Consider the following 15,176-nt stretch of genomic DNA (forward strand, 5'->3'; position numbering starts at 1 on the left):
ACGGTCGATCTGCTCGGAGGCCTCGGCCTTGTTCAGGTCGGCAGACAGCGTCTCGCCGGCCTCGTGCGCGAGCGTGTCGAGGTAGCTGCGCTGCGGGCCGGTCATCGGCTCGTCGCCCGTGACCCACTCGCTGGGATCTTTGCTGGCCGAGGTGGAGGGGTCGGGGCGGTCGCCACCCAGCACGTCGCCGCCGGTTGCGCCGGGGGCTGCGGCTGCGGTGTCTTCGGTGTCGGAGGGATCGGACGGGTTCTCGTTCTGGTTCGTGTCGCTCATGACGCCAGACTAAAACAGGCCACCGACACTCGCCCACGAAGAAGCAGGGCCTTGACAGCGCGCACGAGGTGCGCCGCCGAGGCCCCGCTGGGGAGAACGCGGGAGGTCAGTCGCGCAGGTTCTCCTTGAATTCGTTCTTCGCCTCGGTGGCGTCGCGGTTGTGCTCCGCCTTCTTCACCTCGGCGTCGGCCTTGGCCTCGTCGGCCTTGTCGGAGACGCGGCCCTTGGCGTCTTCGAAGGAGCGGCTGACCTTTTCACCGGCTGCTTCGGCAGCCTCTTTCGCGTTGTCGAGAAGTCCCGTGTCTTCGTTCCTCGTCTCTCAGTGGCGCTGGCCTCTGCAGCACTCGTGACCCCCACACTATTGAGCCGCCCGTGACCCGTCAAAGCGCACCGGCAGCTTTCCCAGAACACGCTGAGGCAGAATGGGGCCGGCGACGAAGCCGACGGAAGGCACGGAACAGATGAGCACTGAAGAAGTACGCCCGAGGCCCTGGCTCGACAGCTACGCCGAGGGGGTCCCCGACGACATCGAGCTGCCCACCGGCTCGCTCGTCGACCTCATCGAGTCGTCGGTGAAGCGCTTCGGCCCCGCGCCCGCGCTCGAGTTCTTCGGCCGCGTGACGACCTACCGTGAGCTCGGCGACCAGATCGACAGGGCGGCCGAGGGCCTCCGCCGCCTCGGCGTCGAGCACGGCGATCGGGTCGCCCTCGTTCTGCCGAACTGTCCGCAGCACATCGTGGCGTTCTACGCCGTGCTGCGGCTCGGAGCGATCGTGATCGAGCACAATCCGCTCTACACCCCGCGTGAGCTGCGGCACCAGTTCGAAGACCACGGCGCCACGGTCGTGATCGCCTGGGACAGGGTGGTCGAGACCATCCAGAAGATGCCCGACGACGTGGCCTTCGAGCATGTGGTGTCGGTCGACCTCACGCAGGCTATGCCGCTGTCGAAGCGCCTGGCGCTGCGACTGCCGATCGCGAAGGCGAGGGCCGCCCGGCAGAGCCTGCACGCGAAGGTGCGCCGCACGATCGACTGGCGCTCGCTCGTCGAGGGCCCGCGCATCAGGACGTCGCGCCCGCGCCCCGGGCTTCACGATGTTGCCCTGCTGCAGTACACGAGCGGCACAACCGGCACACCCAAGGGCGCCATCCTGAGCCACTTCAACCTGCACGCGAATGCGCTCCAGGGCCGCGCCTGGCTGCCGGGCCTGGTGGAGGGACGGGAGGTCGTCTACGGCGTGCTGCCGATGTTCCACGCCTATGGGCTCACGCTCTGCCTCACCTTCGCCATGAGCACGGGCTCCCGGCTCGTGCTGCTGCCGCGTTTCGATGTCGACCTGGTGCTGGATGCCGCGAAGAAGCATCCGCCCACCTTCCTGCCGGCCGTGCCGCCGATCTACCGCAGGCTCGCCGAGGCGGCAGAACAGCGCGGAACCGATCTGTCGGGCATCCGGTTCGCCATCTCGGGTGCGATGAACCTGCCGCCCGAGACCGTCGAGCTGTGGGAGCGGGTGACGGGCGGGATGCTCGTGGAGGGCTACGGGCTCACCGAGACATCTCCCGTCGCACTCGGCAATCCCGTGGGGCCCACCCGGCGCGCCGGAACGATCGGCGTGCCGTTCCCGAGCACCGAGGCGAAGGTGGTCGACCCCGACGACCCGACCAGCGAGCGGCCGACCGGAGAGGCCGGGGAGCTTCTGCTCCGTGGCCCGCAGGTGTTCCAGGGCTACTGGCGAAAGCCGGATGCCTCGCGCGAGGTACTGATCGATGACGGCTGGTTCCGCACCGGCGACATCGTCTCGATCGACGTCGATGGCTTCGTGACGGTCGTCGACCGCATCAAGGAGCTCATCATCACCGGCGGGTTCAATGTCTCGCCCAGCGAGGTCGAAGACGCCGTTCGCCAGCACCGCAGCGTGGCAGACGTGGCCGTGGTCGGGATGCCCGGGGAGCACGGCGGCGAAGAGGTGGTCGCCGCGGTCGTGCTCGCCGACGGTGCGACGCTCGACGAGGCGGCCATCCGCGATTTCTGCCGGGAGCACCTCACGGCGTACAAGGTTCCCCGGCGCATCGTGGTCGTCGAGGAGCTGCCCACCTCGCTGATCGGCAAGGTGCTGCGCCGGAAGGTGCGCGACGACCTGATGCGGGCCGCGGGCTGAGGCCCACGCACAACGAAGCCGGGCGCCCCTCCGTCGAAGGAGAGACGCCTGGCTTCGTGCTGTGTTCAGTGTCTATGCGGAGTCGAGCGCGTAGCTCTCCTCGCCGTGCACGACGGTGTCGACACCGGCGACCTCGTCTTCGTTGCTGATGCGGAAGCCGATCGTCTTCTGGATGATCGTTCCGAGCACGTAGGCGATGACGAACGAGTAGATCAGTACGGCGCCGGCACCGACGGCCTGGGCACCGAGCTGGCTGAGCGGGCTCGAGTCACCGGCGGCGATGCGGTCGATCAGGCCGATTCCGGTACCGAAGATACCGATGTAGAGGGTTCCGATGATTCCACCGACGAGGTGGATGCCCACGACGTCGAGCGAGTCGTCGAAGCCGAGCTTGAACTTTAGCTCGATCGCCAGGCAGCAGATCGCACCGGTGATGAGACCCAGCACCATGCCCCAGCCGGGCGTCAGGATGTTGCAGGCCGGGGTGATGGCGACGAGACCGGCCACTGCACCGGAGGCTGCACCGATGGAGGTCGGCTTGCCGTCTTTGAACTTCTCGACGATCAGCCAGCCGAGAATGGCGGCGGCGGGAGCGGCGAGCGTGTTGATCCAGGCCAGGGCCGCGGTGCCGTCGACGCCCGCTTCGGAACCGGCGTTGAAGCCGAACCAGCCGAACCAGAGCAGAGCGGCGCCGAGCAGGGTCAGAGGCACGTTGTGCGGCTTCTGGATGCCCTTCTGGAATCCGATGCGCTTGCCGAGAACGAGAGCGAGCGCGAGACCCGCCGCACCGGCGTTGATGTGCACCGCTGTACCACCGGCGAAGTCGTTCACGCCGAGGCCGAACACGATCCAGCCGCCGTCGGAGGTGGCGCCGTCGGTGAGGGTGAAGTTGAACACCCAGTGGGCGACCGGGAAGTAGACGATCGTCACCCAGAGGAAGGCGAAGAGCATCCAGGAGCCGAACTTGGCGCGGTCGGCGATGGCTCCGGAGATCAGCGCGACGGTGATGATGGCGAAGGTCGCCTGGAAGCCGGCGAACGCGAGGCCGTAGAGGTTCGCGCCGGAACCGTCGGGTGCCGAAACCAGGTCACCGAGCAGGAACTGCCCGCTCGGGTTTCCCAGAACGCCCTTGATCAGGTCGTTCGAGGTGTCGCCCGCGACCGTGCCGAACGCGAAGCCATAACCGTAGATGACCCAGAGAACCCCGACCAGGCCCATGGCCCCGAAGCTCATCATCATCATGCTGACGACACTCTTGGCCTTGACCATGCCGCCGTAGAAGAATGCCACGCCGGGGGTCATGATCAGAACGAGCGCGGCGGCCACGAGCAGCCACAGGGCGTTCACCGTTGTGGTCAGATCACCAATCGTTGGATCCATGGGAACCTCTTACCTCTCTAGAACATCAAATGGTGCGCCGATGCGTGAGAGATCCCCCGCTTCAGAGGTCTGCGTGCCTCGGCTACGCCCTTAGCATCGTGGGTCGAGGTTTCGTCGGAGTCCGATCTATGTTTCGGGCAGGTAACGCGATCCATGCGTTTGTAACAACTGTGTTTCTGGCCGCCGAGCGTTCTCGGAGAACCTCAGCGCTGGCTCGACGCGATCAGTCGGGACACCGAGCGCAGGTACTTCTTGCGGTATCCGCCGTTCATCATGTCGCCCGCGAAGACGCTGTCGAGCGGGGCTCCGGTGGCCAGGATGGGCAGCTGGGCGTCGTAGACGCGGTCGATGAAGGCCACGAAACGCAGGGCATCCGTCTGGTTCGTCAGGGGTACGACATCGGTCAGCACCAGCGCGTCGAGGCCGGTGAGCAGCTTGACGTACTTCGACGGGTGCAGTGAACCGAGGTACTGGATGACCTCGGTGAAGTCGTCGGTGGTGAACCGCTCCCCCGCCGCGGTCATCCGGTCGATGCCCTGCTCGAGCTCCGCACCGTCGAGCGTCGCCGCGTGCCCCTCGATGTCGCGGCGGCGGTAGTCGATGCCGTCGATTCGGATGATGTCGAAGCGGTCGGCCAGGGCCTGGATCTCCCGTAGGAAGTCCTGGGCCGCGAACCGGCCCTCGCCGAGTGCGTTGGGCGGCGTGTTCGAGGTCGCCGCGATCTTCGTTCCGGATGCGACCAGGTCGCCGAGCAGCCGGGTCATCATCATCGTGTCGCCCGGGTCGTCGAGCTCGAACTCGTCGATGGCGATGAGTTTCGACCCCTGCAGCAGTTTCACAGTGTCGAGGTACCCGAGCGCACCGACGAGAGCGGTGAACTCGATGAACGTTCCGAAGAACTTCGGTGCCGGGGCGGCGTGCCAGAGCGCGGCGAGCAGATGGGTCTTGCCGACGCCGAAACCACCGTCGAGGTAGATGCCCGGTTTCGACGCCGGTCGCTTCTTCGCCCGCGAGAAGAATCCGCCCGACTTCGCCTGGCTGAAGGACTGGCTGAAGTCGCGCACCCGGTGCAGCGTTTCGCCCTGTGACGGGTAATCGCGGTCGGGGCGGTAGGAGTCGAACGAAGCCGTGTCAAACTGGCGCGGTGGCACGAGTACGGCGGCCATCTCCGGCCCGCTCAGGGTGGGCCGCAGATCGACGAGGCGCAATGGAATAGTTGTACTGCCGCTGTCAGTTGTCATCACTGAGTATTAAAGCGCACGAAACGAAGACCCGGCCGCCCGGCCGCCACAGGAGGTACAGCATGGCTGTCGAGAACGACACCACACCGAAGTTCGCCGAGTACGCCCACCCCGATCGCCTGGTAAGCACCGAATGGCTGGCGGAACACCTGGGCGACCTCGACCTCGTCGTCGTCGAGAGCGACGAAGACGTTCTGCTGTACGAGACCGGTCACATCCCAGGCGCTGTCAAGATCGACTGGCACACCGACCTCAACGACCCCGTGACGCGCGACTATATCTTCGGTGAGCAGTTCGCCGAGCTCGTCGGCAGCCGCGGCATCGACCGCAACTCGACCGTGGTGATGTACGGCGACAAGAGCAACTGGTGGGCCGCGTACACGCTCTGGGTGTTCAGCCTGTTCGGTCATGAAGACGTGCGCCTGCTCGACGGCGGGCGCGACAAGTGGATCGCCGAGGGCCGCGCGGTGACCACCGACGAGCCGGAGATCACTCCGCGCGAATACCCGATCGCCGAGAGAAGCGATGTGGAGATCCGCGCCTACAAAGACGACGTGCTCGACCACCTCGACGAGGGCGGTGTTCTCATCGATGTGCGATCGCCCGAGGAGTACAGCGGGGAGCGCACCACGGCCCCGGCCTACCCCGACGAGGGGGCGCTGCGAGCCGGCCACATCCCCAGTGCGCACAACGTGCCGTGGGCGAAGGCCGCGGCCGAAGACGGCACGTTCAAGCCGCTGGCCGACCTCAACGCGATCTACCGCGAGGGCCTGGGCCTCACCGCCGATGACGATGTCATCGCCTACTGCCGCATCGGCGAGCGTTCGAGCCACACCTGGTTCGTGCTGACCCACCTGCTGGGCTTCGAGGGCGTGCGCAACTACGACGGGTCGTGGACCGAATGGGGTTCCGCGGTGCGCGTTCCCATCACCAAGGGTGCCGAACGCGGCGAGGCTCCGCTCGCGTGAGCGGTGCCGAACTGCCGGACGCCCTGGCCGAGATCCGTGACGACTTTCTCGCGCTCACGCTGAAGGAGCGGTTGCAAATGCTGCTGGAGTTCTCGAACGAGCTGCCCGCTCTGCCCGAGCGCTATGCCGAGCATCCCGACCTTCTCGAGCGTGTGGAGGAGTGCCAGTCGCCGGTGTTCATCTTCGTGGAGGTCGACGACGCCGACGTGGTGCACCTGCACGCGACGGCGCCGAAGGAGTCGCCGACCACGCGCGGGTTCGCGTCGATCCTCGCCCAGGGTCTCGCCGGGATGACCGCGACCGAGGTTCTGGCGGTGCCCGACGACTTTCCGCAGATGATCGGTCTGATGGAGGCGGTCTCGCCGCTGCGCGTACGCGGCATGACCGCGATGCTCGGCCGGACCAAACGCCAGGTGAGAGAACGGATGCACGCGGCCTAGAGCCGGTGGGCCACGATCCAGTCGTGGATGGCGCGGGTGTATCTCACCGGGTCGTAGTTCCAGAGGCGCACGTGCTTGGCGACGGAGAACGGCACGAGCGTCACGACATCGGGCCGCGCCTCGGCGAGACGGCGTGAGGCGGTCGACGGCACGAACCCGTCGTCGTCGCTGTGCAGGATCAGAACCGGGAACGAGATCTCCGCGGCCCGGGCGACGAAATCGAGGCGCTTGAAGTCGATGGGAGCATCCTGGCCGGTGACGACCTTGCCCACCGCATTGCCGATCGTCGCCATGACCGCCTGCGACACGGGCTCCGGCAGGTGGTTGAGGTGGCCCTGGAAGACGATCGTGTCGCTCCACGCGACGACCGGCGAGTCGAGGATGACCGCGCTGATGACCGCGCGGTGGGCCGAGCGGGTCGCGGCCTGCAGCACTGTCGCCCCACCCATCGACCAGCCGAACAGCACGATGCTCGTGGCGCCGTGCTCGACGGCATACGTGATGGCTGCATCGACGTCGTGCCATTCGGTGTCGCCGAGGGCGTAGCGGCCGTCGGAGCTGCGGGGCGCCTCCCCGTCGTTGCGGTACGAGATCTGCAGGGTGGTGAAGCCGAGTTCGTGCAGCAGCGGCAGGGCCCGGATGGTCTCGGCCCGGCGCACCCCGCGACCGTGCACCGCGATCACCCACCGTGTTCGCGACTCCCCCGGCACGAGCCACGAGGGGGCCGGGCCGAGTTCGGTCTCGACCGTGGTGTCTTCGACGCTCAGCCCGAGTTCGCGCGGATCGAGGTAGTACCAGCTGCCCAGACGGCACCACCGGGCATCCTGCAGCGACCCTGCGTCGACCTGCTCGAGGCTCCGGACGACGCGGCCACCGGCCACGCCGACGATGTCGCCGATGCGGGCGTGACCCGTGCCGTTCGCGAACCAGAGGCTGTAGCGGCCCGCCACCAGGGAGTCGGCCGAGACACCGAGCGTGACGGTGCGGGCCTCGAGGTCGACCGCGTGGATGCGGAGCGTCTCGTCGGCCGAGTCGGTGGGAATGACGACGGAGCGGGAGAACCGGGCGGTGACATAGGCGAGGCCGGCGGTGGCGAGGGTCAGGGCGCTGCCGACGGCGATCGCGGTGACCGCCCACGCGGGTGCGGGCCGCGCGCGCGCCGTCTTCGTTCGGGGCCGGTGCGGCTCGCTCTGCTCATTCGTCATCGGAACACCTTTCCACGGGCCGCCGGGCCGAGGGGGGCAGGCGGCGTGCCTTCCCAGCAGACACACGAAAAAACTCTAGTCTGACGGTGTGTCCGAAACCTTCAACAGCCCGGCGTTGCCGCCGGCGTTCGCTCGGGCCCTCGGGTCGCTTCGAACCGCTGGCGTACGCCCGGAGCTCGTGGTGAACGAGATCGCGTCGCCCGGCACTCTCGCCCCGTACTCCCTCGCGCTGTCGGCCGATGTGACACCGCTTCGGCACGGCTCAGACAGTGACCTCGGAACGGGTCGCTTCATTCTGCTGTACGACCCCGAGGAGCCCGAGGCCTGGGGCGGAGCGTTCCGGGTGGTGTGCTTCGTGCAGGCGCCCCTCGAGACCGAGATCGGGCTCGACCCCTTTCTCGCCGACGTCACCTGGTCGTGGTTGATCGACGCCCTCGACGCGAAGGGTGCAGACTATTCACATGCTTCGGGTACCGCAACCAAGATCATCTCGTCGGGTTTCGGTGAGCTTGCGAAGCAGGGCGACGGAGCCCAGATCGAATTGCGGGCGTCGTGGACGCCGGGAGACGAACAGATGAAATCGCACGTCGAAGGCTGGGGTGAGCTGCTCTGCATGCTCGCCGGACTCCCCCCGGTCGCAGAGGGAGTCAGTCTGCTCCAGGCCAGGCGTCGGGCGCGTGACTGAACCGGGCGAGACCGTGGCCACAGGCAGTGAGGGGCCCGCACTTCTCTCCCTCCCCCTTCCCGGGGGCCCCGCGCGCGACGTGATCGACACTCGTGAGGGGTACCTCGAGGCGGTGCAACAGATCGCCGCAGGAACCGGGCCGCTCGCCATCGATGCGGAACGGGCATCCGGGTTCAAGTACTCTCAGCGCGCCTACCTGATCCAGCTCTACCGGCAGGGTGCCGGTACCTTCCTGTTCGACCCCCCGCCCATCGGCTCGTTCAGGGAACTCGCCGACCTCATCTCGGGCGAGGAATGGGTTCTGCACGCCGCATCGCAAGACCTGGCCTGCCTCCGTGAGGTCGACCTCGCCCCGACGAGGATCTTCGACACCGAACTCGCGGCACGGTTGCTCGGAATGCCCCGGGTCGGGCTCGGAACGGTGGTGGAGGAGCTCCTGGCCATCCACATCGCCAAGGAGCACTCCGCCGCCGACTGGTCGACCCGCCCGCTGCCGGCCGCCTGGCTCGAATACGCGGCCCTCGACGTGGAACTGCTGCTTGACGTGCGCGACATCATGGTCGGCATGCTCGAAGACCAGGGCAAGACAGAGATCGCCCGGCAGGAGTTCCAGGCGACGCTCGACAAGGAGTCCAAGCCCGTGGCGGCCGATCCGTGGCGACGGCTGTCCGGCGTGCATTCGCTCCGCGGGGCGAAGAACCTCGCCGCGGCGCGGGAGCTGTGGCTCGCCCGGGACGCCCTTGCCCGCGAGACCGACGTTGCGCCCGGGCGCCTGGTCCCCGACCTCTCGCTGACCTCGGCGGCACGTGCGCTGCCGGCGACGAAGCGCGACCTCGCCGCCATGCGCGACTTCACAGGCCGGGCCTCGCGCTCGGAACTCGACCGGTGGTGGGCCGCGATCGAGGTGGGCCGGGCATCCGTCGACCCCCCGCAGCTCAGCCGCACGGGCGACACGCTGCCGCCGCCGCGCAGCTGGTCGGAACGCAACCCCGAAGCGGATGCCCGGCTGAAGCTCGCGCGCCAGGCCCTGCTCGAGGTGAGCGAGGAACGGCGCATCCCGATCGAGAACCTGCTCACACCGGAGCTGCTGCGCCGGGCCGCGTGGACTCCGCCCGCGGATGTGACGGCCCGATCCATCGCTCTGGCCCTCGAGACGGCCGGGGCGAGACCCTGGCAGATTGAGCTAACCGCACAGCCGATCGCCCAAGCCTTTGTAGAAGCTCGCCAACAGCCCACCGATGACGTCGAAGCGGGATCGTAGGAACAAGCAACCGATTTCGGCGGTTTTTCGGGTGTGCCTAGCATGGGATCGACCCGTTCAATCTGAGAGGCATGAGGCACAGTGGCCGAAATATCTGAAGTCGTCTTCGTTGATGGAGTACGCACCCCCTTCGGGCGTGCGGGCGAAAAGGGAATGTACTGGAACACGCGCGCAGACGACCTCGTCGTCAAGGCGATGCTGGGTCTGCTCGAACGAAACCCGAACGTGCCGCACGACCGCATCGACGAGGTCGCCATCGCCGCGACCACCCAGACCGGTGACCAGGGCCTGACCCTCGGCCGCACCGCCGCCATCCTCGCCGGGCTGCCGAAATCGGTTCCCGGCTTCGCGATCGACCGCATGTGCGCCGGAGCGATGACCTCGGTCACCACTCTCGGCAGCGGCATCGGTTTCGGCGCCTACGACCTCGTCATCGCCGGCGGAGTCGAGCACATGGGCCGCCACCCGATGGGCGCCGACGCCGACCCGAACCCGCGCTTCCTCTCCGAGAAGCTCGTGGGCAGCGATGCGCTCAATATGGGGATGACCGCCGAGCGCATCCACGACCGCTTCCCCGCGCTGACCAAGGAACGCTCCGACCGGTACGCTCTGCGCAGCCAGCAGAAGGTCGCCGCGGCCTACGAGGCGAACAAGATCCAGCCCGACCTGATTCCGGTCGCCACCCGCAGTGAGAGCGGCTGGGGCCTCGCCACGCGCGACGAGGCACCTCGCCCCGAGACCACCATGGAGGGTCTCGCGGCCCTGCGTACGCCGTTCCGCCCGCACGGGCGCGTTACGGCCGGCAATTCGTCGGGCCTGAACGACGGCGCGACCGCCAGCCTGCTCGCGAGCGGCACTGTCGCCCGCGAGCTGGGTCTGGTCGCCAAGATGCGCATGGTGAGCTTCGCCTTCGCGGGCGTCGAGCCCGAGATCATGGGCATCGGCCCCGTGCCGTCGACCGAGAAGGCGTTGAAGAAGGCGGGCCTGTCGATCACCGACATCGGGCTGTTCGAGCTCAACGAGGCCTTCGCCATCCAGGTGCTGTCGTTCCTCGACCACTTCGGCATCGACGACGACGATCCCCGCGTGAACGAGTACGGCGGCGCGATCGCCATCGGCCACCCGCTCGCCTCCTCGGGCGTGCGGTTGATGAACCAGCTCGCCCGGCAGTTCTCCGAGCATCCGGAGGTGCAGTACGGTCTCACCGCGATGTGCGTGGGCCTCGGCCAGGGCGGCACCGTCATCTGGGAGAACCCGAACTACGACCGGAAGGCGAAGAAGTCGCGCTGACGCGACCTCCCACGATCATGACGAACTACGCTGACATCGATTTCACCGAACTGCTCTCGTTCTCTGCCGACGAGGTCGTGACGCACTCGTACGTGCGCGACGTGACCCTGAAGAGCGGCAAGACGCTCGCCCTGCTCACCCTCGACAACGGCCGCGACCACACCCGCCCCTCCACGCTCGGACCGGTCACCCTGGTCGAGTACGGCGAGGCCCTGGATGCCCTGGCCGCCCGTGCGGCCGCCGGTGAGATCCACGCGGTCGCCGTCACCGGCAAGCCGTTCATCCTGGCCGCCGGTGCCGACCTGAGCAAGGTCGGCTCGGTCTCCTCGCGCGGGCTGGCACTGCAGATGGCCCAGCTCGGCCACCATGTGCTGTCGAAGCTCGGACAGGTGGGTGTTCCCTCGTTCACGTTCATCAACGGGCTCGCGCTCGGCGGTGGAGTCGAGATCGGCCTGAACGGCGACTACCGCACGGTCGACGCCGGAATCGCGGCGGCCGCCCTGCCCGAGGTCTTCCTGGGCATCATCCCGGGCTGGGGCGGTGCCTACCTCCTGCCGAACCTGATCGGCATCGAGAACGCCCTCAAGGTGATCGTCGAGAACCCCCTGAAGAACAACCGCACCCTCACGGGCCAGGATGTCTTCGACCTCGGGATGGCCGACGCGATCTTCAGCTCGGCGAACTTCCTCGAGGAGTCGCTGAACTGGGCCGATGGTGTGCTCACGGATCGCATCACGGTCAAGCGTGCGAACGAGCCGGGCCGCATCGAACGCATGGTGAAGTGGGATGCCGCGATCGGCATCGCCCGCAAGATGCTGGAGGGGCGCATCGGTACGGTCGCTCGCTCGCCGTATGTGGCACTCGATCTGCTCAAGGCGGCCAAGTCGGGTACCCGCGAGGAGGGGTTCCAGCGCGAAGACGAGGCGCTGGCCGATCTGGTCGCCGGGGACCAGTTCCGGGCGAGCATCTACGCCTTCAACCTCGTGCAGAAGCGTGCGAAGAAGCCTGCCGGGGCTCCCGACAGGGCGCTGGCGAAGAAGGTCACGAAGGTCGGCGTCATCGGCGCGGGCCTCATGGCCTCGCAGTTCGCCCTGCTGTTCGTGCGTCGCCTGAAGGTGCCGGTCATCATCACCGACCTCGACCAGGCGCGCGTCGACAAGGGGCTCGACTATATCCGCAGTGAGATCGGGAAGCTCCTCGAGAAGGGACGCATCTCGCCAGACGAGGCGAACCGGCTCAACGCGCTCATCTCGGGCACGACAGACAAGGCCGACTTCGCCGACGCCGACTGGGTGATCGAGGCCGTCTTCGAGGAGCTCGGGGTGAAGCAGGACGTCTTCGCCGACATCGAGAAGTACATCTCCCCCACCGCGGTGCTCGCCACCAACACGTCGTCGCTCTCTGTCGAGGCCATCTCGGCGAAGCTGGCGCATCCGGAGCGCGTCGTCGGCTTCCACTTCTTCAACCCGGTGGCCGTGATGCCCCTGGTAGAGGTGGTGAACACGCCACTCACAGACGAGGCAACGCTGTCGACCGCGATGGTCACGGCTGCCGCCCTGCGCAAGAACGCCGTGATCACGCGCGACACCCCGGGTTTCGTCGTGAACCGTCTGCTCGCGAAGCTGCTGGGCGAGGCGATGCATGCGGTGGACACCGGAACACCCTTCGAGGTGGTGGACTCGGCGCTCGACCCGTTTGGGCTGCCGATGTCGTCGTTCGAGTTGCTCGAGCTCGTGGGGCTCAAGGTCGGGGCGCACGTGCTCGACACACACCACGCTGCATTCCCGGAGCGCTTCTTCGAGAGCACCAACCTGCACAGGCTGGCCGAGCACGGAAGAATCTTCGAGCGCGACGCGAAGGGCAAGGTGAAGGGTTTCGACAAGACCGCGGTGAAGATCGTGTCGGGCGGAACGTCGCCGATGACCGGTGAGCAGCTGCTGCGGCGCGTCGAAGACGGACTGGCCGACGAGATCCACCGCATGCTCGAAGACGATGTGGTGCACGCCGCCGAGGACATCGATCTGTGCATGATCCTCGGAGCGGGTTGGCCCTTCCAGATGGGTGGCGCGACACCCTACCTCGACCGCGTCGGTGCCTCCGAACGCGCCTTCGGCGACACGTTCCACCACCCCCGCATCGCGGGCGTCGCGTAGCGCCCGCCGCCACCCCCCCCTCCCGCGCGTCTCACGAGCCGCGCATTGTGCGCAAAAGCACCCAACCCTTCGGGTTTGGGTGCTTTTGCGCAAAACGGGCGCGCACTTCGGACGCGCGCGCGGGTCAGTGGCTGTCGAGCTGGCGGGAGTCGGCGTCGTCGGGAAGGGGGCGGGCGTACGGGATCTTGCTGCCGATGACCTGTGCCACGATGTCGCGGGCGATGTGCTGCGGGGTGAGGCCCACCCGCTCGAGGATCTCGCTGCGGGAGGCGTGCTGGAGGAACTCGTCGGGCAGTCCCAGCTCCGTGAGAGCGGTGTCGACGCCGGCCGCACGGAGGTCTTGCCGGATGCGTGTTCCCACGCCACCGACCCGCACGCCGTCTTCGATCGTGACGACCAGGCGGTGTGACGCCGCCAGCTCGATCAGGCTCTGGGCGACGGGCACGACCCAGCGCGGGTCGATCACCGTCGCTCCGATGCCCTGGGCCGCCAGGCGTTCGGCGACCTGCAGACCCATCGACGCGAACGGGCCGACCGTGACGATGAGCACGTCTTTCTGCGGAGCGTGCCGCAGAACATCCACACCGTCACTGAGGCGTTCGACAGCGTCGATGGTGGCTCCGGCCGGGCCCTTCGGGAAGCGCACGACGGTCGGGGCGTCGTCGACGGCGATGGCCTCGGCCAGCTCCTCGCGCAGTCGTTCGGCGTCGCGGGGAGCACTGAGCCGGATGTGCGGCACGACCTGAAGGATGGCGAGATCCCACATACCGTGGTGGCTGGGGCCGTCGGGCCCGGTGACACCGGCCCTGTCGAGAACGAACGTGACGCCGGCGTGGTGCAGACCGACATCCATCAGCACTTGGTCGAAGGCACGGTTGATGAAGGTGGCGTAGAGCGCGACGACGGGGTGGAGCCCACCGAATGCCAGGCCAGCAGCGCTGGTGACGGCATGTTGCTCGGCGATGCCGACGTCGAGCACGCGTTTTGGAAAGCGCTCGGCCATCTTGTGCAGACCCGTGGGCCGCAGCATGGCGGCGGTGATGCCCACGATCTTCGGGTTCGTCGCGGCGAGCTTGGCGATCTCGTCGCTGAACACACTCGTCCACGACGGACCGACGCTCGGCCCGCCGATCGGCTCGCCGGTCTCGGGGTCGATCTGGCCGACGGCGTGGAACTGGTCGGCGGTGTCGTCGCGGGCGGGCTGATACCCGCGGCCCTTCTCGGTGATGGCGTGCACGATGACCGGTCCGTGGTACTCCTTGGCCTGGTGCAGGGCCTGTTCCATCGCGACGACGTCGTGCCCGTCGACAGGGCCGATGTACTTGATCTCGAGGTTGGAGTAGAGCGCCTCATTGTTCGTGAGCCGAGCGAGGAACCCGTGCATCCCGCCCCGCGCACCGCGGTAGATGGCGCGCCCCGCGGCACCGAAATGGCCGAACAACCGCTCGCTGGAGTGGTGCAGGTCGCGGTAGGCGGCCGCGGTGCGCACGGAGTTGAGGTAGCGGGCCATGCCACCGATCGTGGGGGCGTAGGAGCGGCCGTTGTCGTTGACGATGACCACGAGGTTGCGGTCGTTGTCGTCGCTGATGTTGTTGAGGGCCTCCCACGTCATGCCTCCGGTGAGGGCGCCATCGCCGACGACAGCGACCACGTGCCGGTCGCCCTGGCCGGTCATCGTGAAGGCGCGGGAGATGCCGTCGGCCCAGCTCAGCGAACTGGAGGCGTGCGAGCTCTCGACCACATCGTGCGGGCTCTCCGAGCGCTGGGGGTAGCCGGCGAGGCCGTCACTCTCGCGCAGGCGGCTGAAGTCCTGGCGACCCGTCAGGAGCTTGTGCACGTACGACTGGTGGCCCGTGTCGAACACGATCGCGTCGTGCGGTGAGTGGAAGGCCCGGTGGATGGCGATGGTCATCTCGACCACGCCGAGGTTCGGCCCCAGGTGCCCACCCGTCTTCGACACCTCTGAGATCAGGAAGGCACGCACCTCGGCCGCCAGCTGTACCAGCTGCTCGGCACTCAGCGCGTCGAGGTCCCGTGGCCCGTGGATCTGCTCGAGAAGGGTCACGAGGTGCCACCTTTCGAAATCGGGAAGGCGCCCACAATCGGGCGCTCCCCGAGTCT

Annotated in this window: 12 protein-coding genes; 7 read left to right on the forward strand and 5 right to left on the reverse strand. The window is 67.6% G+C overall.

Translation table 11 applies throughout. The features are described 5' to 3' along the window. Nucleotides 1-273 (reverse strand): DUF3072 domain-containing protein (locus B7R24_RS08190; protein WP_116429909.1); only part of this gene is annotated, 273 nt, incomplete at its 3' end. A gap of 461 nt (nt 274-734) precedes the next feature. Between B7R24_RS08190 and B7R24_RS08200 the strand changes: the two genes are divergently transcribed. Continuing rightward, a complete protein-coding gene (locus B7R24_RS08200) occupies nt 735-2,432 on the forward strand; it encodes a long-chain-fatty-acid--CoA ligase (RefSeq protein WP_116418605.1) in 1,698 nt (565 codons plus the stop codon). A 72-nt stretch (nt 2,433-2,504) separates the two neighbouring features. Here the strand turns inward: B7R24_RS08200 and B7R24_RS08205 are convergent, their stop codons facing one another. After that, nucleotides 2,505-3,812, reverse strand: a complete 1,308-nt coding sequence (locus B7R24_RS08205) for an ammonium transporter (protein ID WP_116418496.1) — start codon at nt 3,810-3,812, stop codon at nt 2,505-2,507. Between the two features lie 203 nt (nt 3,813-4,015). Then, nucleotides 4,016-5,053, reverse strand: coding sequence for a cell division protein ZapE (gene zapE, locus B7R24_RS08210; protein ID WP_116418497.1), 1,038 nt, complete (start codon nt 5,051-5,053; stop codon nt 4,016-4,018). Nucleotides 5,054-5,115: 62 nt separating this feature from the next. Between zapE and B7R24_RS08215 the strand changes: the two genes are divergently transcribed. Then, nucleotides 5,116-6,021, forward strand: a complete 906-nt coding sequence (locus B7R24_RS08215) for a sulfurtransferase (protein ID WP_116418498.1) — start codon at nt 5,116-5,118, stop codon at nt 6,019-6,021. Beyond that, nucleotides 6,018-6,461 (forward strand): SufE family protein, encoded by a 444-nt coding sequence (locus B7R24_RS08220; RefSeq protein ID WP_172582753.1) that lies wholly within the window; start codon nt 6,018-6,020, stop codon nt 6,459-6,461. The genes B7R24_RS08215 and B7R24_RS08220 overlap by 4 nt, the downstream gene beginning before the upstream one ends. Here B7R24_RS08220 and B7R24_RS08225 read toward each other — a convergent pair. After that, nucleotides 6,458-7,666, reverse strand: coding sequence for an alpha/beta hydrolase family protein (locus B7R24_RS08225; protein ID WP_116418500.1), 1,209 nt, complete (start codon nt 7,664-7,666; stop codon nt 6,458-6,460). The two genes, B7R24_RS08220 and B7R24_RS08225, sit on opposite strands and share 4 nt — an antisense overlap. A gap of 88 nt (nt 7,667-7,754) precedes the next feature. Here B7R24_RS08225 and B7R24_RS08230 point away from each other — a divergent pair, with 88 nt between their 5' ends. The 4 genes from B7R24_RS08230 (at nt 7,755) to B7R24_RS08245 (ending at nt 13,055) form a co-directional block, all read left to right on the forward strand. Next, a complete protein-coding gene (locus B7R24_RS08230; RefSeq protein ID WP_116418501.1) occupies nt 7,755-8,351 on the forward strand; it encodes a DUF3000 domain-containing protein in 597 nt (198 codons plus the stop codon). A 79-nt stretch (nt 8,352-8,430) separates the two neighbouring features. After that, nucleotides 8,431-9,612, forward strand: coding sequence for an HRDC domain-containing protein (locus B7R24_RS08235; protein WP_253259359.1), 1,182 nt, complete (start codon nt 8,431-8,433; stop codon nt 9,610-9,612). A gap of 81 nt (nt 9,613-9,693) precedes the next feature. Continuing rightward, nucleotides 9,694-10,902, forward strand: coding sequence for a thiolase family protein (locus B7R24_RS08240; protein ID WP_116418502.1), 1,209 nt, complete (start codon nt 9,694-9,696; stop codon nt 10,900-10,902). Between the two features lie 17 nt (nt 10,903-10,919). Then, nucleotides 10,920-13,055 carry a 3-hydroxyacyl-CoA dehydrogenase NAD-binding domain-containing protein gene (locus B7R24_RS08245; protein WP_116418503.1) on the forward strand — a complete coding sequence of 712 codons (2,136 nt, stop codon included), beginning with the start codon at nt 10,920-10,922 and terminating at the stop codon, nt 13,053-13,055. A 124-nt stretch (nt 13,056-13,179) separates the two neighbouring features. Here the strand turns inward: B7R24_RS08245 and dxs are convergent, their stop codons facing one another. Next, nucleotides 13,180-15,120, reverse strand: coding sequence for a 1-deoxy-D-xylulose-5-phosphate synthase (dxs, locus tag B7R24_RS08250; protein ID WP_116418504.1), 1,941 nt, complete (start codon nt 15,118-15,120; stop codon nt 13,180-13,182). Nucleotides 15,121-15,176 lie beyond the last annotated feature (56 nt).

It is taken from the genome of Subtercola boreus, assembly GCF_003399645.1.
In the GTDB taxonomy this organism is placed as follows: Bacteria; Actinomycetota; Actinomycetes; order Actinomycetales; family Microbacteriaceae; genus Subtercola; species Subtercola boreus_A.